Origin of the sequence: Bradyrhizobium australiense, from assembly GCF_013114825.1 — a bacterium.
In the GTDB taxonomy this organism is placed as follows: Bacteria; Pseudomonadota; Alphaproteobacteria; order Rhizobiales; family Xanthobacteraceae; genus Bradyrhizobium; species Bradyrhizobium australiense.
Genome location: NZ_JAAVLX010000014.1, coordinates 119,598 through 140,357, shown reverse-complemented (window position 1 = coordinate 140,357; position 20,760 = coordinate 119,598). Strand labels below are relative to the sequence as shown.

Sequence of the window (20,760 nt, the reverse complement as noted above, 5' to 3'; positions counted from 1 at the left end):
GTGGCGGAGCAGGCGCGGCGACCTGGGGCGCGGCATGTGTGGGAGCGGGAGGAGCGGGGGCAGGCGCGGGAGTAGCTGGCGCTGCGGCCACCGAAGCTGGCGGCGGGCTTGCTGGCCGCGGACCGGCGCCGCTGGGAATAAAGGAGAAGTCTTCCGCCAGCGACGACGAGATCCACGGCACCTGCTCCTGGCGCGAGGCGCGGGTAACGCCGACGCGGGTGCGGTTTAGCGTTTCCTCCGCCATCAAATCGGGGGTGCGGATTTCCTTCAGCAGCTCTTTGACGAACAGGCTGCGGTCGCTGCCATTGTCGGAAACCACCGAAGAGAGCGCGGCCGAATACATCACCAGTGTGCCGTTCGGGGCGATCACCGGCGCAAGGCCGGCGGAAAAGCTGCGGAACCGGCGCTCGAACGGGTTGCGCCTGGAGGCGTCGATCAGCGCGATCTTGACGCCGGCGCCGCGGCTGTTGATCTCCCCAAGCACGGTTTCGAGGCTGAAACCGTCGCGGCGAACGTCGGCCTCGGTCCAGATCTGCGCGTCGACGGGAATCATGTAGCTCTGGCGGCTCGACTGCACGCCAAAGCCCGAGAAGAATATCAGCGCGACCGAGCCGGGTTTGATCTTGCCGTACAGCCGCTCGAAGGCGCGGCGCATCTGCTCGCCGGTCAGGTTCTCGCCGATATCGACATTGAAGCCGTCGCGCTTGAGCTCTTCGGCGATATCGCGCGCGTCATTGATGGGCTCCTTCAGCGGCGCCTCGGCATCCGGATATTTCGCGTTGCCGATCACCAGCGCGTAACGTTCGCCGGCTGCGAACGACGGGCCTACCGACGCGACCGCAAAAATCAAGGAAAGAAGCAATACAAGGCGGGTTTTCATATTGACGGCAATCCAGCCAAAATAGCGCCGATACCAGCTTGCGCCGCGGCGACCATACTCTACGCGATCTGCATTATCAAACCGCGCGCACAGCCCGTCAACCGCTTGCGATCTCGTCACTAATTGCGACAATTAACCGCGACCGCGCCGAGTGGTTGAAGGGAATAAAGGCGTTCGTCCTGGCGGCACGAGCGGCGTGCGATCCGGCGGGTGCAAACGGTTCCCGATCAGGTCGGCAATCCTTTCGCACATATCTCCGGTTGCGCGTCCCGACGTGACCGTCATACCCCGCGAAAGCGAGGTATCTGGACGCTGCGGCTTATCGGCTCTTTACTGCTGCGCTGGAATACTGGGTGATCCGCGGAGCCTGACACCTGGCGCGCAATCGCGCGACCCGTTGGCGGGTGACGACCATCGTCAAGAATGTGACCCCTCTCACATCGTGCTCTGCAATGTCACACGGTCGTCATTCCCGCACCGCGTTTGACCTTTGCAGATGACAATGGCTTGCTGCCGCCATCGGCCAAGTTCAGCACAAAAGAAAAGCGACACCGATGGAAAACGCCTACGAAATCTACGCGCTGCGCTACGCGACGATGTCGCCGCGCACGCCCCATTTGAATTTTCTGATCCCCGACCCGCACGAAACCACCGCGCAGGATCTGGATTACTTCGTCTGGTTGATCCGAGGGGGCGGCCGGGACATCCTGGTCGATACCGGCTTCAATGCCGAGGAGGCCAAAGCGCGTTCGCGCAAGCTCACGCTCAATCCGGTCGACGCGTTGGCGGATTTCGGCGTTGCCGCCGACACGATCCGCGACGTGATCGTCACCCATCTGCATTACGACCATGCCGGCAATCTTGATCGTTTCCCGAACGCGCGGTTTCATCTGCAGGACCGCGAAATGAGCTACGCGACCGGGCGTTGCATGTGCAATGGCATGCTGCGGCATCCGTTTTCGGTCGAGCACGTCACGACCATGGTGCGCCACGTCTATGGCGAGCGCGTCACCTTTCATTCCGGCGACGGTGAGGTCGCGCCCGGCGTAACCGTGCATCGCGTCGGCGGCCATTCCGATGGCCTGCAGGTGGTGCGCGTGGAAACCGCACGCGGGCCGGTGGTGCTGGCGTCGGATGCTTCGCACTATTACGCCAACCTGCACAAGCGCAGCCCGTTTCCGATCGTCTACAATGTGGGTGACATGGCGCAGGGCTGGGAGATCGTCGAGCGGCTGGCCGGCCATCCCGATCGCTTCATTCCTGGCCACGATCCGATCGTGAGCGAGATCTACCCACGCGCCAGCGACAAGGTCGATGCGTTCGCCCTTCATCTGGTGCCGTCGCGTTCTTTCGCGAAATAACGTAGCATTTTCAAGCGAAGTGGATGCCGGTTCGCGTAAAGAAAACGCGTCAAAAGATAGGCTCAATAAAACAATGTCGGAATACAACACGATCGGCTTCATCGGCCTCGGCGTGATGGGCGAGCCGATCTGCCGCAATCTCGTGAAGAAGAGCGGCAAGCGCGTGATCGCGTTTGATCTGTCGCCGGAGCCGCTGTCGCGGCTGCGAACCGAGGGCGCTGAGGTCGCAGACTCCGTCGCCGGTGTCGTCAAGCAAAGCGATTTGCTGTTCCTCTGCCTGCCAAGCGCCAAGCATGTGCGCGCGGTGTTCGAGGGCGACGGCATCCTCAAGAATATCCGGGGTGGTCAGGTCGTCGTCGATCTCGGCACATCGTCGGTCAGCCAGACCCGTGATTTCGCGAAGCAGTTGCAGGCGAAGGGCGCGGCTTGGGCCGATGCGCCGATCGCGCGCACTCGTCAGGCGGCGCAGGATGGCACGCTCAGCGTCATGGTTGGCGCAACGTCCGCGCTTTACGCCGAGATCGAGCCGCTGATCCGCTGCTTTGCCACGGACGTCACCCATTGCGGCGAGGTCGGCGCGGGGCAGGTGACGAAAATTCTCAACAACATGGTGCTGTTCGAAACGGTGAATGCACTGGCCGAAGCGGTCGCTGTCGCGAAACACAATGGCGTCGATCCAAAGCTCCTGCTCGAGACGCTTTCCAAGGGCTCGGCGGACAGTTTTGCGCTCCGCAATCACGGCATGAAGGCGATCGTGCCGGGCAATTTTCCGGAGCGCGCGTTCTCGACCGAATATGCGCTGAAGGATCTTTCCTATGCGCTGGAGCTCGCCGCCGATGCGGGATTGAAAATCCGCGGTGCGGAGTTGGTCGGAACGATTCTGCAGGAAGCAATCGATGCCGGTTCTGGGGATAATTATTTTCCTGTTATCGCGAAACATCTTGGCGGCCGCTAACCGGAGACTATCATGATCCAACGCTTTGCCGGAGTCACACCTACCCGCAGCCGCGCCGTCGCTCACGACGATCTGGTTTTCACGGTGGCGGTCGCGCCTGATCCCGTCAGTCCCTCGATGTATGAGCAAAGCGTAAAGGCGCTCTCGCGAATCGACGAAAGCCTCGCGCTGTGCGGTACGGACAAGAGCAAGATTCTTTCGGTCATCGTCTACATCACCGACGTCAAGCGCAAGGGCGAGATGAACCGTGCCTGGGACGAATGGGTCGATCCCAAAAATCCGCCAATGCGCGCATGCCTCGGCGTCGAACTCGAGCCGCCGCATATCGTGGAGATCGTGGTGACGGCCGTGAAGTAATCGTAGCTGTCCCAGTCGTCATTGCGAGCCAACGGGTCGCGCGAATGCGCGCCCGATGACAGGCTTCCGCGAAGCAATCCATCTCTCCGCTTGCGGAGGCATGGATTGCTTCGTCGCTTCGCTGCTCGCAATGACGTGGAGAGCGCGCACTTCAATACGCTTCTTTCGCATCCGCCTCTTCGCTGGTCTGCACCAGGTCGAGACTCTCTTCGACTTTGCCGAGCAGCCGCCCGAAATCCTTGCGCTCCTGCGCGGAAAGGCAGGAAAGAATCTCCTGTTCCCTGCGCAGCAGCCGCGGGATCAGTTCCTCGTAGAGCTGCGCGCCCTTGCGTGTCAGACGCAGGCGGAATTCGCGACGGTCGTCCTCGTTCTCGACGCGTTCGATGATCTGCCGCTTCATCAGCGAGGTGACCGCGCGGCTGATGGTGGATTTGTGGGTGCGGGTGCAGTGGGCGATGTATTGCGCGCTACAGGCATCGTGACGAAAGCCGAGCGTCGCCAGCACGCGCCATTCCGGAATATCGAGCCCATAGCGCGCCGCATACTCGGCCGAGAGCGCGGAACTGACTTCCGCCGCCAGCCGGTTGAGCCGGAACGGCACGAACTTGAAGAGGTCCAGTCGCGCGGCTCTTTTCGGCGCGATCTCTTCCCGCGGACCGGCAGCCATTTCGCCTGACATCGCTTTTGGCAAGAATTGCCTCGATTTGAGTTGACGCCGGACCCGGCCGGGGGTTTAAGATAGTTGCAGGTGAGACTATTAGCAGGGTCGCAGGCCCTTGGCTAGTCACGGGGTTGAGCCCGCATGGCGCTGACTAAGACCCAGTTCGGATATCGTCGCCACCCGGATCAGGATCGGGCGGGCGCGAACGTTGCCGAACATGCGGTCGTCGTGGTCGGCGCAGGTCCGGTGGGGCTGTCGCTGGCGATCGATATGGCGCAGCGCGGGCAATCCGTCGTGCTGCTCGACGACGCCGACCGGATCGGCGAGGGCTCGCGGGCGATCTGCTTCTCCAAACGCTCGCTCGAATTCTGGGACCGGCTTGGTATCGGCCAGCGCATGGTCAACAAGGGCGTGGTGTGGAGCGTCGGCAAGATTTTTCACGGCGATTCCCAGCTCTACCAGTTCAATCTGCTGCCGGAGCAGGGCCATAAGCGGCCGGCCTTCATCAACCTGCAGCAATTCTATGCCGAGGCCTATCTGGTCGATCGCGTCGAGGAGTTGCCTACCATCGACCTGCGCTGGCGGAACAAGGTGGCGGGTCTCGAACCGCACAACGACCACGTGGTTTTGTCGATCCAGACGCCGGACGGTCCGTATCGGCTCGCTGCGCAATACGTGATTGCCTGCGATGGCGCCCGATCCTCGCTGCGGCAAATGGTGGGGGCGGAGTTTGCGGGCCAGGTGTTCGAAGATCAGTTTCTGATCGCCGACGTCAAGATGACGGCGGCGTTCCCGACCGAGCGCTGGTTCTGGTTCGATCCGCCATTCCATGCTGGACGCTCCGCACTCCTGCACAAGCAGCCCGACGACATCTGGCGGATCGACCTGCAGCTCAGCCGCGATGCCGATCCGGCCGTGGAAAAGCTGCCGGAGAACGTGCGACCACGCATCGCCCGCATGCTCGGTCACGACAAGTTCGATTTCGAGTGGATCTCGCTCTACAAATTCCAGTGCCGGCGGATGAACAAGTTCATCCATGGCCGGGTGATCTTTGCCGGCGATGCCGCCCATCAGGTCTCGCCGTTCGGCGCGCGTGGCGCCAATTCCGGGCTCGAGGATGCCGAGAATCTGGCGTGGAAGCTCGATCGCGTGCTGCGGGGAACCTCGCCCGAGGCGCTGCTCGAGAGCTATCACATCGAGCGAAGCGCCGCGGCCGACGAGAACATCCGTGAATCCACCCGCTCGACCGACTTCATGGCGCCGAACTCTCATCAGGAGGCGCGGCTGCGCAAGGCGGTGCTGTCGCTCGCCAGGGAAACCGAGTTCGGCAAGCGCATGGTGAATGCGGGTCGGCTCTCGACGCCGTCGGTCTATGAAACGCCGCTCTCGACCGCCGATCGCGATTCCTGGCGTGGTGGCCCGCGTCCCGGCGCGTCGATGCCGGATGCCCCGGTTGCAGGCCAGGGTGGCGAACGGCTGTATCTCACCGATGCGTTCATCGGGGCGGGAACGGGGTTCGCGCTGCTGGAGTTTAGCAATGGTGCTGCGCCGGAATTGCCGGAAGGGTCGGGCATGATCCGGGTTGGCGGAAAGGGTGGCCTTGCCGATTCTGCGGGACTTGCCGCCAAGCGTTACGATGCCGAACCCGGCACCGCCTATCTGCTGCGTCCCGACGGCTACGTTGCGGCGCGCTTCCGGCACCCGACCCGCGAGGCGCTCGACGCCGCGCTCGCGCGTGCCGCAGGGCACAATTGAGGTTTCGTCATGGCGCTATCGACCAGTTCGAACTTTGCCAAGCCTGACGACGCGTTTCGTGCCCTCGTTGAGGCGCATCGTGGGCTGAACGACGAACAGAGCGCCGATCTGGATGCGGCGCTGGTTCTGATTCTCGCCAATCACATCGGCGACCTCGATGTGCTGAAGGAGGCCATCGCGCTCGCTGCCCGGCGCATGCTTGACGCCGGCCAGCAGCAACAACAACAGCAGCAATAACTCACGTCTCGAACGAAGTCAGGAATCGAATTGATGGCTAAAGGTTTCGCGTCCACCACGGATCTCACGGAGAAGAAGATCACCTTCTCCGAAATCGGCACCGATCTCTACGCCTTCACCGCCGAGGGCGATCCGAACTCCGCGATCATCGTCGGTGACGATGGCTGCCTGGTGTTCGACGCGCAGTCAACGCCGGCAATGGCCAATAAAGTGATCGAGCGTGTTCGCACCGTCACCGACAAGCCGATCAAATATGTCGTGCTGTCGCATTACCACGCCGTGCGCGTGCTCGGCGCTTCCGCCTACAAGGCGCAGGGCATCGTGGCATCAGCGGAAACCTACCGGCTGATTGAGGAGCGCGGCCAGCAGGATTGGGATTCCGAATACGGCCGTTTCCCGCGCCTGTTCCAGGACGCGCAGAGCATTCCCGGCCTGACCTGGCCGACGCTGACGTTCGAAGGCGAGATGTCGATCTACCTGGGAAAGCGCGAGGTGCGGCTGATGCAGCTCGGCGCCGGGCACACGTCGGGCGACATCGTGGCCTGGGTGCCGGATGCCGAAGTGATGTTCTCCGGCGATCTCATTGAATATCACTCGGCCTGTTATTGCGGCGATGCGCATCTGCGCGAATGGCCTGCTACGCTGAACGAAATCCGGGCCTTCAATCCGAAGGCGATCGCGCCGGGCCGTGGCGATGCGCTGAAGGGGCTTTCGACCGGGCGCGATGCGATCGCGATGACGCGCGACTTCGTCACGACGCTCTATGGCGCGGCGGAAAGCTCGGTCGCAAAAGGCCGCACGCTGAAAGAGACTTTTGCCGCGACGCGCGAGGTGATGGACCCGAAGTTTTCCAGCTTTGCGATCTACGAGCACTGCCTGCCGTTCAACGTCTCGCGCGCCTTTGACGAGGCCTCGGGAATTGATGACCCAGTGATCTGGACCGACAAGCGCGATCAGGAAATGTGGGCCGCCCTGCAAGGAGGAGGATGACCATGAATATCAACACCTCGCCCGATCAGATCGTTCGCAGCAGCGCGCAACTGACGCCGGGTTATATGTCCGGTTTCGGCAACAGTTTTGAGACCGAGGCCTTGCCCGGCGCGCTGCCGATGGGGCGCAACTCGCCGCAGCGCTGCGCTTATGGTCTCTACGCCGAGCAATTGTCCGGTTCGCCCTTCACCGCGCCGCGCGGCAGCAACGAGCGCTCCTGGCTCTACCGCATCCGCCCGTCGGTGAAGCATTCGGGCCGCTTTGAAAAGGTCGATGCCGGGCTGTGGCGCACCGCGCCGTGCCACGAATATGATTTGCCGATCGCGCAACTGCGCTGGGAGCCGGCGCCGATCCCGAAGGAAGACAAGACCTTCCTGCAGGGCGTGCAGACCATGACGACCGCCGGCGACGCCAACACCCAGGCCGGCATGGCCGCGCACGTCTATCTCATCACCAAATCGATGGTCGATCAGCATTTCTACAATGCCGACGGCGAGATGATGTTCGTCGCCCAGCAGGGCAATCTGCGCCTCGTCACCGAGTTCGGCTGCATCGATATCGAGCCGGGCGAGATTGCGGTGATCCCGCGTGGCGTTAAGTTTCGAGTCGAGATTCCGGGTGGTCCCGCGCGCGGCTACATCTGCGAAAATTACGGCGGCGCATTCACGCTGCCGGAGCGCGGGCCGATCGGCGCCAACTGCCTCGCCAATTCGCGCGACTTTCTGACGCCGGTGGCGGCTTATGAAGACAAGGACACGCCGACCGAACTCTACGTGAAATGGGGCGGCTCGCTGTTCAAGACCACGCTGCCGCATTCGCCTATCGATGTGGTGGCCTGGCACGGCAATTACGCGCCGTACAAATACGACCTGCGCACCTTCTCGCCGGTCGGCGCTATCAGCTTCGACCATCCTGATCCCTCGATCTTCACGGTGCTGACCTCGCCGTCGGAGACCGCCGGTACCGCGAATATCGACTTTGTGATTTTCCCGGAGCGCTGGGCAGTCGCCGAAAATACCTTCCGCCCGCCCTGGTATCACATGAACATCATGTCGGAGTTCATGGGGCTGATCTACGGCGTCTATGACGCCAAGCTGCAAGGCTTTACGCCCGGCGGCATTTCGCTGCACAACATGATGCTGCCGCACGGCCCCGACCGCGAGGCCTTCGATCATGCCAGCAACAGCGAATTGAAGCCGGTGAAGCTGACCGGCACCATGGCCTTCATGTTCGAAACGCGCTTTCCGCAGCGCGTCACGCGGCATGCAGCGACGTCAGCGACCTTGCAGGATGATTACGCCGATTGCTGGAAGGGACTTGAGAAGCGGTTCGATCCGAACAAGCCGTGATCTCTCAGTTACCCTCCCCCTCCAGGGAGCGTGACAAAAGCACCGCTGCGTCTCGCGAGAAAGCCCATGCCCCATCCCAACGATCCCAAGCTCCGCTCCTTCATCGACGTAGCGCCCGATTCCCATTTCCCGATTCAGAATCTCCCTTATGGCGTGTTCTCCGCCAAGGACGGGCTCGCCCCGCGTGTCGGCGTCGCGATCGGCGATTACGTGCTCGATCTCTGGCAGCTCGCGCAGGACTGCCGGTTCGATGTCGTCGAGCCGGCGGTATTCGCAGCACCTCAACTCAATCCCTTCATGGCGCTGGGGCCAAAAGTCTGGTCGAGCACGCGCGCGCGGATCAGCGAGCTTTTGCGGCACGACCACCCGGAGCTGCGCGACAATGAAAATCTGCGCAAGCGCGCGCTGGTGCCGATGACGGACGTGAAGCTGCACATGCCGTTCGCCGTTTCCGGCTACACCGATTTCTATTCGTCGAAGGAACACGCCACCAATGTCGGCGTGATGTTTCGCGGCAAGGACAATGCCTTGCAGCCGAACTGGCTGCACATGCCGATCGGATATAATGGTCGTGCCTCGACCGTCGTGGTCAGCGGCACGCCGGTTCGCCGTCCGCGCGGGCAGCTGAAGCCGCCGACCGCCGAGGTGCCGAGTTTTGGGCCCTGCAAGCGGCTCGACTTCGAGCTCGAGATGGGCGTGGTGGTCGGTCAGCCCTCCGTGATGGGCGAAATGCTGACCGAGAAGCAGGCCGAGGAGATGATCTTCGGCTTTGTGATCCTGAACGACTGGAGCGCGCGAGACATTCAGCAGTGGGAATATGTGCCGCTCGGACCGTTCCAGGCCAAGGTGTTCGCGACCTCGATCAGCCCATGGGTGGTGACGCGCGACGCGCTGGAGCCGTTCCGATTGCATGGGCCTAGGCAGGACCCGAAGCCGCTGCCCTATCTGCAGCAGGCGCAGCCGAACAATTACGACCTGTCGCTCGAAGTCGGCCTGCGCGCCGCGCCAATGAACGAAGCCGTTAATATCAGCCGCACCAATTTCAAATACATGTACTGGTCGTCGGTGCAGCAACTCGTGCACCACGCTGCCTGTGGCTGCGCGATGAATGTCGGCGATCTCTTAGGCAGCGGCACCATCTCGGGCCCGAAAAAGGACCAGCGCGGCAGCCTGCTCGAAATAAGCTGGAACGGCACCGAGCCGGTCGAACTGGCTGAAGGCGTCAAGCGCTCGTTCCTCGAGGACGGCGATTCGCTGGTGATGCGCGGCTGGTGCCAGGGCAACGGCTATCGCGTCGGATTCGGCGAGGTCGAGGGGACGATCTTGGCGGTGGAGTGACGCTCTCTCCCCGTCATTGCGAGGAGCGCAGTGACGAAGCAATCCATCTGTCCTCACATGCTGAGGAATGGATTGCTTCGCTTCGCTCGCAATGACCTTGATAGTTCACCGCTCCTGCGGCGGAATATCCCGCAGCCTCGCCGAATGCGCCGCGACATCCTCGACGCTGTACTTCAAATGCACCCGCTTGTCCGACGGCAACTGCTTGATGACGCACACGCCCGGCCGCCGCTCCGTGGCGGGCCGGATTGGCCGCGGCGCAAAACCGCCGCCGCAGTTCGGGCAGACATTATGCAGCTTGTTCTCCACGCAGTCCGCGCAGAACGTGCATTCGTAGGAGCAGATCCGCGCGTCGGTCGCGTTCGGCGGCAGGTCCTTGTCGCAATATTCGCAGTTCGGGCGGAGTTGCAGTGCCATGGGCATCTCATGAGATGATTCCCGGGGATCATCGCAAATCGCACGAAAAACGCGAATGACAAATTTCCCTCGAATTAAGCCACGTCACTGGCGGCGTGTAGGCTTCATTCTTCGAGACGCGCGCAAGATCGCGCTCCTCAGGGATGAGGTCTTAGACCTTCATGGTGAGGAGCGCGGCGAAGCCGTGCGTCTTTGGACGATGCTACGCATCGCCAAGCGAACCATGCGGCCCCGATGCTAACCTCGCAACGGCAATCTCGCACTCTCCTTCAGCCGGTCCAGCACGACCGACGAGCGGACATGCGCCACGCTCTGGTGCGGCATCAGCACGTTGTTGACGAGGTCGGAAAGGTCCTTCAGGTCCCGCAGCACCACCTTCAGCACATAATCGGCGTCGCCGGTGAGCGAATAGGCTTCCTGGATATCGTCGACGCGATTGACGAGGGCGCGGAACTTCTTGGCGTTGTCGGGCGAATGCGTCGCCAGCGTGATGTGGATGAAGGCGATCAAATTGAACCCGAGCGCCTCGCCTGACAGGTCGGCGTGATAGCCCGCAATCACCTTTTCTTCCTCCAGCCGCATCCGTCGCCGCGAGCATTGCGAGGCCGACAGGCCGACGAGATCGGCCAGTTGCTGGTTGGTCAGCCGGCCATCGTCCTGCAGCGCGGCCAGGATTTTGAGGTCGAAGGCGTCTACGAAGATCATGCGTAAATTGCCAGCTTCATGCACGAATTGTGCAGTATTATAGCCAGGTGCGCCCCGCTTTGCATGCACTTTGCGTCTGTTTCGCCCAATATTGATCCAGATCAATTTACGGGAGTTTAGCCATTGGGTCCGTTTCCGCACGACGCACCGGCCGCCACCATCAGCGCCGACAATCCGATGGGCACCGACGGTTTCCAATTCGTCGAATACGCCCATCCGAAACCCGAAGAGTTGCACGCGCTGTTCCGCCTGATGGGCTACGTTCCGGTGGCCCGCCACAAGACCAAGAAGATCACGGTCTACCGCCAAGGCGACATCAATTATATCGTCAACGAGCAGCCCGGTACGCACGGCCATGGCTTCGTCGCCGCGCACGGGCCCTGCGCGCCATCGATGGCGTTTCGCGTGGTCGACGCGAAGCAAGCCTACGGGCGCGCGCTGTCGCTCGGGGCGGCGCCGGCTGATGTTTCGTCCGCGCAGAAGACGCTGGACGTGCCCGCCATCAAGGGCATCGGCGGCAGCCTGCTCTATTTCGTCGACCGTTACGGCGCCAAGGGATCGGCCTATGACATCGAGTTCGAATGGCTGGGCGCGCGCGATCCGCGTCCCGCCGGCGCCGGCCTCTATTACATCGATCACCTCACCCACAACGTTCATCGCGGCCGCATGGATGTCTGGACCGGCTTTTACGAGAAGCTTTTCAATTTCCGCCAGATCCGCTTCTTCGACATCGAAGGCCGCGCGTCGGGCCTGTTCTCGCGCGCGTTGACCAGTCCGGACGGCAAGATCCGGATCCCGATCAACGAGGACTCCGGCGATTCCGGGCAGATCGAGGAATATCTCAACATCTATCGCGGCGAGGGCATCCAGCACATTGCCTGCGGCGCCCGCGATATCTATCGCACCGTCGAGACGCTGCGCCAGGCAGGACTGCCGTTCATGCCGGCGCCGCCGGATACCTATTTCGAAAAGGTCGATACGCGCCTGCCACAGCACGGCGAGGACGTCGCGCGGCTGCAGCGCAACGGCATTCTCATCGACGGCGAAGGCGTTGTCGACGGCGGTCACACCAAGGTGCTGCTGCAAATATTCTCGGCGAACGCGATCGGGCCGATCTTCTTCGAGTTCATCCAGCGCAAGGGCGATGATGGTTTCGGCGAGGGCAACTTCAAGGCGCTGTTCGAATCGATCGAAGAGGATCAGATTCGCAGAGGTGTGTTGAAAGTGGATAACGCGGCGTAGCCTCCCGTCGTATCGGCCAAGTGGGGCGCGAGCCGGGACCCATACGCCGTGTCGCTTGTATTGAGAGCCGCTGTTCGACGGCTTTCGTCGAACAGCCAATGTGGTGATGGGTCCCCGCGTGCGCGGGGACGACGACGGAGGGTTTATCTTCCCGCCTTCCACGTATCAGTCAGTTCGCCAATATCCGCCGTCTCCGTATCCCGGATCGCCGAGGGCGTCCGCGAGAACCGCGGCGCCGGCGCCGGCTGCGTCACGCCGTGGCGCTCGACAAAGATGTTGCGGGCGGCGTTGTGCGGGTGCTTCGGCGCTTCGGCCATGGTCAGGATCGGCGCGAAGCAGATGTCGGTGCCTTCCATGATCTTGCACCAGTCCTCGCGCGTCTTGCTCTTGAAGACCTTGGTCAGCTTTTCCTTCAGCGCCGGCCACGCCTTGCGGTCCATCTGCGCGTCGAAATCGGCGTCGTTAAGGCCGGCATGCTGGCGCAACAACGCATAGAACTGCGGTTCGATCGAGCCGATCGAGATGAAGTTGCCGCAGGCGCATTCATAGATGCCGTAGAAATGCGCACCACCGTCGAGAAAGTTCTGCTCGCGCCCTTCAACCCAGCGCCCGATCGCGGTCATGTCGAAGAACATCGACATCAGCGAGGCCGCGCCATCGCACATCGCCGCATCCACCACCTGGCCCTTGCCGGATTTCGACGCTTCCAAAAGCGCCGCCAGCACCCCAACCACGAGATAGAGCGCGCCGCCGCCGAAATCGCCGACCAGGTTGAGCGGCGGCACCGGCTTTTCCTTCGGTCCGATCGCCGCAAGCGCGCCGGTGACCGAGATGTAGTTGATGTCATGGCCGGCCGCTTGCGCCAGCGGGCCCTCCTGGCCCCAGCCGGTCATGCGGCCGAATACGAGCCGCGGGTTGCGCGCCAGCACCACGTCGGGTCCCAGTCCCAGCCGCTCCATCACGCCGGGGCGAAAGCCTTCGATCAGCGCGTCGGCGTTGGCGAGAAGATCGAGCACTTGCGCGACCGCGGCCTTGTCCTTCAAATCGAGCTCGACCACCTTCCGGCCGCGCCCCGCCACCGATTTCAAATTCTTCTTCGCACCGACGCGGTCGAGCGTCACGACTTCCGCCCCCATGTCGGCCAGCATCATGCAGGCGAACGGGCCCGGGCCGATGCCGGCGAATTCGACGATGCGGAAGCCGGCGAGCGGGCCGGAGGTGTGGGTAGCGGATTGGGTGGCTGGTTTGTCGAGCACTTGTTTTCTCTCCCAAGGGAACGTCTTAATTAGTTGATTAGCTAAATTGTCCCGCCGAAGTGAGATCCTGGCAAGCTTCTTTTGCCGAGAATCGAGCCAAAACGGCGCGCATCGCTGCGCGCCGCTCCCATGAAAGTTGTGTTCAGGCGCTATCAGCCGGCCGCGATGACCGCACGCTGTGCCATCACCTTGATCAGGTTGGCGCGATAGTCCGATGTTCCATGGATATCGCTCATCAGGCCATCGGCGGAAATCCTGACGCCGTCGATCGCGCCTGCCGACCAGTTCGCTTTCAATGCCGCCTCGATCGCCGGCACCCGCATCACGCCGTTTTGCGATGCGCCCGTGGCGGCGACGCGGACGTCACCCGCCGGGGTTTTTGCGACGAACACGCCGGTCAGCGCGAAGCGCGACGCCGGATGGTTGAACTTGGCGTAGCCCGCTTTGTCCTGAACCGGGAATGACACCGCGGTGATGATTTCGCCGTCATCGAGCGCCGTTGAGAACAGGCCCTTGAAGAAATCATCCGCCGCTATCGAGCGCTTGTTGGTTTTCACGGTGGCGCCGAGCGCCAGCACCGCCGCCGGATAGTCGGCCGCGGGATCGTTGTTGGCGAGCGAGCCGCCGATGGTGCCGCGATGCCGCACCGCCGGATCGCCGATCAGCGAGGCGAGATAAGCCAGCACGGGAATCGCTTTTTGCACCGTTTCGCTCGACGCCACGTCGGAATGGGTCGTCGCCGCCTTGATGATTATTCCGTCACCGGTTGGCTCGATGCCGATCAGCTCCGCGATCTTGCCGAGATCGATCACGTCGGACGGCGAGGCCAGCCGCTGCTTCATCACGGGGATCAGCGTGTGGCCGCCGGCCAGATATTTCGCGTCCGAACCCTTTGTGAACAGGCTTGCTGCTTCGTCGACCGAAGAGGGGCGGTGATAGGTTGTCTGGTACATGACGGTGCTCCCTCTTAGGCGTTGCCGTGAATCGCATGCCAGACGCGGTCGGGCGTCGCGGGCATTTCGAGCTTGTTGTTGCCGATCGCATCGGTGATGGCGTTGATGACGGCGGCCGATGCGCCGATCGCCCCCGCCTCGCCGCAGCCCTTGACGCCGAGCGGATTGCCCGGACATAGCGTGGTCGTGTGCGACAGCTTGAAGGACGGCAGATCGTCCGCGCGCGGCATGGTGTAATCCATGAACGATGCGGTCACGAGCTGGCCGGAAGCGTCATACACCACGCCCTCCAGCAGTGCCTGGCCGATGCCCTGGGCGAGGCCGCCATGGACCTGGCCTTCGACGATCATCGGATTGATCAGGCGGCCGAAATCGTCCGCCGCCACGAAGTTGACGAAGGTGCTTTTTCCCGTGCCGGCATCGACTTCCATTTCGCAGATATAGGCGCCGGCCGGGAAGGTGAAGTTGGTCGGGTCGTAGAACGCGCCTTCCTTCAGGCCTGGCTCCATGCCGTCAGGCAAATTATGCGCGGTGTAGGCCGCGAGCGCGACCATCGGCAGTGCCAACGACTTGTCGGTGCCGGCGACTTTGAACTCGCCGTTCTCGATCACGATGTCGTTCTCGGATGCCTCGAGCTGATGGGCCGCGATCTTCTTCGCCTTGGCCTCTACCTTTTCCATCGCCTTCAGAATTGCGGTGAGGCCGACCGCCGCCGAGCGCGAGCCATAGGTGCCCATGCCGAACTGCACTTTGTCGGTGTCGCCATGCACGATCGAGACCTGGCTGATGGGAACACCGAGCCGATCGGCAATGAGCTGGCAGAACGTCGTCTCGTGGCCCTGGCCGTGGCTGTGCGATCCCGTCAGGATTTCGATGGTGCCGACCGGGTTGACGCGCACTTCGGCCGATTCCCACAGGCCTACGCCGGCACCCAGGCTGCCGACCGCCTTTGAAGGCGCAATGCCGCAGGCCTCGATGTAGCAGGAGATGCCAATGCCGCGCAGCTTGCCCTCGGACTTGGCCTTCGCCTTGCGCGCCGGGAAGCCGGCATAGTCGATCGCCTTCATCGCGGCATCCAGCGAAGCGTGGAAGTCGCCGATGTCATAGGCCATGATCACGGGCGTCTGATGTGGAAATTGCGTGATGAAGTTCTTGCGGCGCAACTCCGCCGGATCGACCTTCAACTGCCGCGCCGCCGTCTCCATCAGCCGTTCCACCACAAAACTTGCCTCGGGACGGCCCGCGCCGCGATAGGCATCGACCGGCACGGTGTTGGTGTAGACGCTGATCACTTCGGCGAAGATGTTGGGAATGTTGTACTGGCCCGACAGCAGCGTCGCATAGAGATAGGTCGGCACCGAGGAGGAGAACAGTGACATGTAGGCGCCGAGATTGGCGTAGGTCTTCACCCGCAGGCCGGTGACCTTGTTATCCTTGTCGAACGCCATCTCCGCCTTGGTGAGGTGATCGCGGCCGTGGGCGTCGGTCAGGAAGGCTTCGGTGCGGTCGCCGGTCCACTTCACCGGACGTCCGACTTTCTTGGAGGCCCACAGCGCCACCATCTCCTCTGGGTAAATGAAGATTTTTGAGCCGAAACCGCCGCCGACGTCGGGCGCCACCACCCGCAGTTTATGCTCCTGCGCGATGTTGTAGAACGCCGAAAGCACGAGGCGGGCGACATGCGGATTCTGCGACGTCGTGTAGAGCGTAAAATGCTCTTCCGGCTCGTTATATTCGGCGATCGCCGCGCGCGGCTCCATCGCGTTCGGCACCAGGCGGTTGTTGGTGATGTCGAGCGAGACGACGTTGGCCGCCGATTTGAACGCCGCGTCCGTGGCGCCTTCGTCGCCGATGGTCCAGTCATAGATCACGTTGCCCGGGGCTTCCGGGTGCAATTGCGGCGCGCCCGGCGCAATCGCAGCGCGGATATCAGGTACGGCAGGCAGTTCCTCGTAATTGACGACCACGGCTTCGGCGGCGTCGCGGGCCTGGTTCTTGGTCTCGGCGATCACGACCGCGACGGCCTGGCCGACGAAACGTACGGTCTCCGGCGCCATGGCTGGCCACGCACCCATCTTCATGCCCGTGCCGTCCTTGGAGGTAATCGCCCAGCCACAGATCAAATTGCCGATCTTGTCGTCGACGATCTGCTGGCCGGTCAGCACGCCGACCACGCCCGGCATCTCCATCGCTGCCGAGGTGTCGATGCTCTTGATCTTCGCGTGTGCATGCGGGCTGCGGATGAAGTGTGCGTGGGTCATGCCCAACAATTTGATGTCGTCGACGTACCGGCCCTTGCCTGTGATGAAACGGCGGTCTTCCTTGCGCACGACGCTTGCGCCAATGCCTTCAACGCCCATTGTGTCCTCCCGACCGGAATTGTTGTTTCCGCTGTTTCTGGTCGAAACGCGGTCCTGAATTCGAAGTTTGCCGTTCGCCGCGCTATTCCGCGGCCTGCGCGACCTTCATGCGCCCGGCGGCATCGAGTACTGCCTTGACGATGTTGTGGTAGCCGGTGCAGCGGCAGATGTTGCCTTCCAGCTCGTGCCGGACGGTCGCCTCGTCGAGATTGCCGCTATGGCGGTGCACAATATCGATCGCCGACATGATCATGCCCGGGGTGCAATAACCGCACTGCAGGCCGTGATTGTCGCGGAACGCCGCCTGCATCGGGTGCAGCTCGTCGCCCTTGGCAATGCCCTCGATGGTGGTGACGGTCGAGCCGGAGGCCTGGCCGGCCAGCACGGTGCAGGATTTTACCGCCCGGCCGTCGATATGGACCACGCAGGCGCCGCACTGGCTGGTGTCGCAGCCGATATGAGTGCCGGTCAGGTTCAAATGGTCACGCAGGAGATGAACGAGAAGCGTCCGGTCCTCGACCTCGGCCGAGACGGCCTTTCCGTTTACCGTCAGTTTGACTGTAGACACGCGTGGTACCTCCCGATGTTTTATAATTATTCCAATTAGAAACAGCGGCGAAGGAACTTGCAACTAGGATTTTGGTGGGGCGTGTCATTGTGATGACATTTGCGTAGGTGCGCGTGCAGAACATTCTCGATGCGAATTTTTTTCTTGCCCTGCCCTGGAGGGGGAGAGTCGCCACGCATCGTAAGATGCGTGGCGGGGTGGGGTGATCTCTCCACTCCGGCACTGCTCGCAAGGAGAGACCGTCACCGCACCCCGCCGCTTCGCGTCGACCCCCGAGCGAGCTTCGCTTGTCCGGACCCCTCCAGGGGAGGGTAAGACCGGCACCTTGCAAGTTTTGCCTAGATTTACTCGCCCTTATCCATTCTGCCTTAACTTTGCGCACCGGATCGGGGGCTGGGCCTCCGATACCTGTTTTTCAGAACGAAAACGGGGTGTGACGTGCGATTTCTGAAGCGTAGCGGCTCGTCTTTTAGGCTCCCGACCCTGCGGTTCCGCGCCAAGATCATGCTCGGCTTTGCCGTCGTGCTGGCGATTTCGGCCGCCAGCATGGGCTTTGCCTATCTCGGATTCGAGCGGGTTTCCGCCGGCGTGGACTCCTACCGGCGCAGCGTGCAGGAGGCGGATCTGGCGCGCGACATCGATCGCGAACTGATCTCCTATCGCTCGCTCGCCCGTTATTTCGTGGCGACCGGAAAGGAAGGAGACGGCAAGGCGGCACTGGCGGCCGAGGCCAACCTGAAGGACGCAATCATTGCCTCGATGAAGGGGACCACCAATCCGACACGTCTCGAGCAGGTCGCGAAACTGGAACGGGAGTTCCGCGCCTTCACCAAGATTTTCGCCGACATCGTCAAGGTCAAGGACGAGAGCGCGCGCATCGCGCAAAATCAGCTCACGCGCACCGGCAACTCGCTGCGCTATAAGCTCGACGATCTCCCGAGCAATGCCGACGACGACGAAATGCCCGTGATCACGCTCGGCGCGAAAAAGGTGACCGAGCAGTTTCAGGCGGTCACAGCGCTTGCCAATACGTTCGTTGTCAATTCGGACAACACCGTCGCTGCCAGCGCGCTGGCGCGTCTGAAATTCGTCGAGAACGCGCTCAAGGCGATTTCGTCGACCAACGAAAAGATCCGCGAGGGGATCAAGGAAATCTCCGGCATGCTGGAAGAATACCAGAAGGCGCTCGCCAAGCTGGTCGACAATTCCAAGGAGATCGACGAGCTGACGCTGGAAATGACGGAATCGGCCGCCGCCATCAACAAAGGCTCGGGCGCAATGAAGTCGGATCTGCTCGCCGATCAGAAGCGACTCGAAGCCGAGTCTGACGCCGCCATCGGCGAAACCGAGCGGCTCATTCTGATGCTGGCTGCGGGCGGTTTCCTGCTCGGCTGTGTCTGGGCCTTCTTCCTTGGCAAAGGTATTTCCCGACCGATGACGGCGATGTGCAACGCGATGCGCGAACTCGCCACCGGCAATTTCGAGGTCGTGCTGCCCGGCCTCGGCCGCAGGGACGAACTGGGCGAGATGGCAAGCGCGGTCGAGGAGTTCAAGGTGCAGGCCATTGCCCGCGCCGAGCGCGACGCTGCCACCCAGGAGGCGCAGAACAAGGCGGCGAGCGCCGCGCGCCGCGCCGAACTCATCCGCTTCGCCGACGAATTCGAAGCCGCGGTCGGCGCCATCGTCTACAACGTGTCGTCCTCGGCCGTGCAACTCGAATCGGCTGCCGGCAAGCTGACGCGGACGGCGGAAACCACCCAGAGTCTCTCGAGTCAGGTCGCCGGCGCCTCGGAAGAAGCTTCCAGCAACATGCAGTCGGTGGCGTCCGCGACCGAGGAATTGTCGGCTTCCGTCGACGAGATCGGGCGGCGTGTCAAGGAATCCAGCCAGATTGCGGAGGCCGCGGTCCGTCAGGCCGAACAGACCGACGGGCGGATCGGCAAGCTGTCGCGTGCCGCGCAGGAGATCGGCGACGTCGTCAAGCTGATCACGGCGATTGCCGAGCAGACCAACCTTTTGGCACTGAACGCCACCATCGAGGCCGCCCGCGCGGGCGATGCCGGCCGCGGCTTTGCCGTAGTTGCATCCGAAGTCAAATCGCTCGCCAGCCAGACCGCGAAAGCGACCGACGAGATCTCCAGTCACATCTCGGGCATGCAGGGCGCGACGCAGGAATCGGTCGCCGCGATCAAGGAGATCGGCGGCACCATCGGCAGGATTTCCGACATCGCCGCGACGATCGCGAGCGCCGTCGAGCAGCAGAGCTCGGCGACGCAGGAAATTGCGCGCAGCGTTCAAAACGTCGCGCAAGGCACGCAGGAGGCCGCCGCCAATGTCATGCACGTCAATCGCGGCGCGACCGAAACCGGCTCTGCCTCCGAGGAAGTGCTGAGTTCGGCGCGCACGCTATCCAGCGAAAGCACGCGCTTGCGCGAAGAGCTCGACCGTTTCATGGCGAATATCAGGGCGGCGTAGTCGTCGCCCCTGCGAACGCAGGGGTCCATAACCACCGCTGTTCGTTGTTTGTCGAACGATTAGCTGCGTGCCCTTTTGCCGGGGCCGCGGCGTATGGGTGCCTGCGTTCGCAGGGCCGACGAAGAGTTACTCTCTTCCGAACTGATGCTTCAGCTCCACCTTCGCACGCTCCAGCCGCGCGCGCTGCGTCTTGGGCAACGTCTTGCCGGCGCGGTTGATGTAGAAGGTCAGCATCGACAGCGCCGAGCGATAAGCGCCGCTCTTGCGGCGCGAACTGTGCTCGGCGGAGCGCTTGAGCGACGCCGCGATCTTCTTCGGGCTGGTCTGCTTGAAGACACCGCGCTTCAGATCGAGCGCGTCGCTTTCCTGCGTCACGCGTTGCGACCACCGTCTCGGCGATGATTTCTTCGCGGTCGTCCTGCGGCTGGTTTTTCGAGCTGTGGCTTTTCGTGCTGTGGTCTTCCGTCGTTCGGCCATGATCGGCTCCATTGCTGTTTTGCCGAAAACGGTCGCCCGATGGTTCGGTTCCCTTCAATTGCAATGATCATGTCCGTGATAGACGTTTCGCGCACCCGGACCGATCTCGTCGGTGGCACTGATTTGCCCGACGTGGCAAGGAACTTATTTCGTAATCGGTGAAGATTTTTCGCTTAACCTGTAGAGCAAATCAGCCGCATAACTCCGCCTGTCTCACCCAATTGAGGGGCGGGTCGCGATCGTCACGAACGTGCGGTGAGATGCGATGGACGCGAGAGGCGCGCTAGACGTACGCGCCTTAAGCGTACGGCGAAGTCGTGTGGTCCTGGCGCTAAATTCTCGAGGAGCAAGCTTCTTGGGGGCGACGGTGGCAAAAGAGCCGTTCACCGGGGAGAGCTCGAAGTAAGCCGTAAAGCCATTGCGC

At 62.4% G+C, this 20,760-nt stretch carries 19 protein-coding genes; 10 read left to right on the top strand and 9 right to left on the bottom strand.

Annotation, left to right across the window (positions count from 1 at the left end):
- The coding region (locus tag HCN58_RS32460) for a caspase family protein (RefSeq protein WP_171583417.1) at nucleotides 1–880 on the bottom strand (880 nt) is incomplete at its 3' end.
- 554 nt (nucleotides 881–1,434) lie between these two features.
- On the opposite strand from HCN58_RS32460, the gene HCN58_RS32455 reads away from it, so the two are divergent.
- The 3 genes from HCN58_RS32455 to HCN58_RS32445 are packed head-to-tail and all read left to right on the top strand — an operon-like array spanning nucleotide 1,435 to nucleotide 3,553.
- A complete protein-coding gene (locus HCN58_RS32455) occupies nucleotides 1,435–2,241 on the top strand; it encodes an N-acyl homoserine lactonase family protein (protein ID WP_171583416.1) in 807 nt (268 codons plus the stop codon).
- Nucleotides 2,195–3,196: an NAD(P)-dependent oxidoreductase gene (locus tag HCN58_RS32450; RefSeq protein WP_171583415.1), complete on the top strand. Its 1,002-nt coding sequence runs from the start codon at nucleotides 2,195–2,197 to the stop codon at nucleotides 3,194–3,196. The genes HCN58_RS32455 and HCN58_RS32450 overlap by 47 nt, the downstream gene beginning before the upstream one ends.
- Before the next feature lie 12 nt (nucleotides 3,197–3,208).
- Nucleotides 3,209–3,553 (top strand): RidA family protein, encoded by a 345-nt coding sequence (locus HCN58_RS32445; RefSeq protein WP_171583414.1) that lies wholly within the window; start codon nucleotides 3,209–3,211, stop codon nucleotides 3,551–3,553.
- 151 nt (nucleotides 3,554–3,704) lie between these two features.
- Here HCN58_RS32445 and HCN58_RS32440 read toward each other — a convergent pair whose 3' ends face one another.
- Entirely contained in the window at nucleotides 3,705–4,220 is a 516-nt protein-coding gene (locus tag HCN58_RS32440) for a MarR family winged helix-turn-helix transcriptional regulator (protein ID WP_235984084.1), read from the bottom strand.
- 135 nt (nucleotides 4,221–4,355) lie between these two features.
- On the opposite strand from HCN58_RS32440, the gene HCN58_RS32435 reads away from it, so the two are divergent.
- The 5 genes from HCN58_RS32435 to fahA all read left to right on the top strand — a co-directional run bounded on the left by HCN58_RS32435 (nucleotide 4,356) and on the right by fahA (nucleotide 9,883).
- Nucleotides 4,356–5,969, top strand: coding sequence for an FAD-dependent oxidoreductase (locus HCN58_RS32435; protein ID WP_171583413.1), 1,614 nt, complete (start codon nucleotides 4,356–4,358; stop codon nucleotides 5,967–5,969).
- Nucleotides 5,970–5,978: 9 nt separating this feature from the next.
- On the top strand, nucleotides 5,979–6,206 hold the full coding sequence (locus HCN58_RS32430) for a DUF2783 domain-containing protein (protein WP_171583412.1): 228 nt from the start codon (nucleotides 5,979–5,981) through the stop codon (nucleotides 6,204–6,206).
- A 33-nt stretch (nucleotides 6,207–6,239) separates the two neighbouring features.
- Nucleotides 6,240–7,196 carry an MBL fold metallo-hydrolase gene (locus tag HCN58_RS32425; RefSeq protein ID WP_171583411.1) on the top strand — a complete coding sequence of 319 codons (957 nt, stop codon included), beginning with the start codon at nucleotides 6,240–6,242 and terminating at the stop codon, nucleotides 7,194–7,196.
- Between the two features lie 2 nt (nucleotides 7,197–7,198).
- Complete coding sequence (gene hmgA, locus HCN58_RS32420) at nucleotides 7,199–8,545, top strand: homogentisate 1,2-dioxygenase (protein WP_171583410.1); 1,347 nt, start codon at nucleotides 7,199–7,201, stop codon at nucleotides 8,543–8,545.
- 66 nt (nucleotides 8,546–8,611) lie between these two features.
- Nucleotides 8,612–9,883, top strand: a complete 1,272-nt coding sequence (gene fahA / locus HCN58_RS32415) for a fumarylacetoacetase (RefSeq protein ID WP_171583409.1) — start codon at nucleotides 8,612–8,614, stop codon at nucleotides 9,881–9,883.
- Between the two features lie 105 nt (nucleotides 9,884–9,988).
- On the opposite strand, the gene HCN58_RS32410 is transcribed toward fahA, so the two are convergent.
- Nucleotides 9,989–10,300 carry a DUF1272 domain-containing protein gene (locus HCN58_RS32410; RefSeq protein WP_171583408.1) on the bottom strand — a complete coding sequence of 104 codons (312 nt, stop codon included), beginning with the start codon at nucleotides 10,298–10,300 and terminating at the stop codon, nucleotides 9,989–9,991.
- A 237-nt stretch (nucleotides 10,301–10,537) separates the two neighbouring features.
- Nucleotides 10,538–11,005: an Lrp/AsnC family transcriptional regulator gene (locus HCN58_RS32405; RefSeq protein ID WP_171583407.1), complete on the bottom strand. Its 468-nt coding sequence runs from the start codon at nucleotides 11,003–11,005 to the stop codon at nucleotides 10,538–10,540.
- A gap of 123 nt (nucleotides 11,006–11,128) precedes the next feature.
- Between HCN58_RS32405 and hppD the strand changes: the two genes are divergently transcribed.
- Complete coding sequence (hppD, locus tag HCN58_RS32400; protein WP_171583406.1) at nucleotides 11,129–12,247, top strand: 4-hydroxyphenylpyruvate dioxygenase; 1,119 nt, start codon at nucleotides 11,129–11,131, stop codon at nucleotides 12,245–12,247.
- 143 nt (nucleotides 12,248–12,390) lie between these two features.
- On the opposite strand, the gene HCN58_RS32395 is transcribed toward hppD, so the two are convergent.
- The 4 genes from HCN58_RS32395 to HCN58_RS32380 form a co-directional block, all read right to left on the bottom strand.
- Nucleotides 12,391–13,503: a CaiB/BaiF CoA transferase family protein gene (locus tag HCN58_RS32395; protein ID WP_171583405.1), complete on the bottom strand. Its 1,113-nt coding sequence runs from the start codon at nucleotides 13,501–13,503 to the stop codon at nucleotides 12,391–12,393.
- 152 nt (nucleotides 13,504–13,655) lie between these two features.
- Nucleotides 13,656–14,456, bottom strand: a complete 801-nt coding sequence (locus HCN58_RS32390) for an FAD binding domain-containing protein (protein ID WP_171583404.1) — start codon at nucleotides 14,454–14,456, stop codon at nucleotides 13,656–13,658.
- Nucleotides 14,457–14,470: 14 nt separating this feature from the next.
- On the bottom strand, nucleotides 14,471–16,816 hold the full coding sequence (locus HCN58_RS32385) for a xanthine dehydrogenase family protein molybdopterin-binding subunit (protein ID WP_171583403.1): 2,346 nt from the start codon (nucleotides 16,814–16,816) through the stop codon (nucleotides 14,471–14,473).
- 82 nt (nucleotides 16,817–16,898) lie between these two features.
- Nucleotides 16,899–17,384 (bottom strand): (2Fe-2S)-binding protein, encoded by a 486-nt coding sequence (locus tag HCN58_RS32380; RefSeq protein WP_171583402.1) that lies wholly within the window; start codon nucleotides 17,382–17,384, stop codon nucleotides 16,899–16,901.
- A gap of 504 nt (nucleotides 17,385–17,888) precedes the next feature.
- Between HCN58_RS32380 and HCN58_RS32375 the strand changes: the two genes are divergently transcribed.
- Nucleotides 17,889–19,859 carry a methyl-accepting chemotaxis protein gene (locus HCN58_RS32375; protein ID WP_171583430.1) on the top strand — a complete coding sequence of 657 codons (1,971 nt, stop codon included), beginning with the start codon at nucleotides 17,889–17,891 and terminating at the stop codon, nucleotides 19,857–19,859.
- Nucleotides 19,860–19,985: 126 nt separating this feature from the next.
- Here the strand turns inward: HCN58_RS32375 and HCN58_RS32370 are convergent, their stop codons facing one another.
- Nucleotides 19,986–20,336, bottom strand: coding sequence for a DUF3175 domain-containing protein (locus HCN58_RS32370; RefSeq protein ID WP_171583401.1), 351 nt, complete (start codon nucleotides 20,334–20,336; stop codon nucleotides 19,986–19,988).
- Between the last annotated feature and the right edge of the window lie 424 nt (nucleotides 20,337–20,760).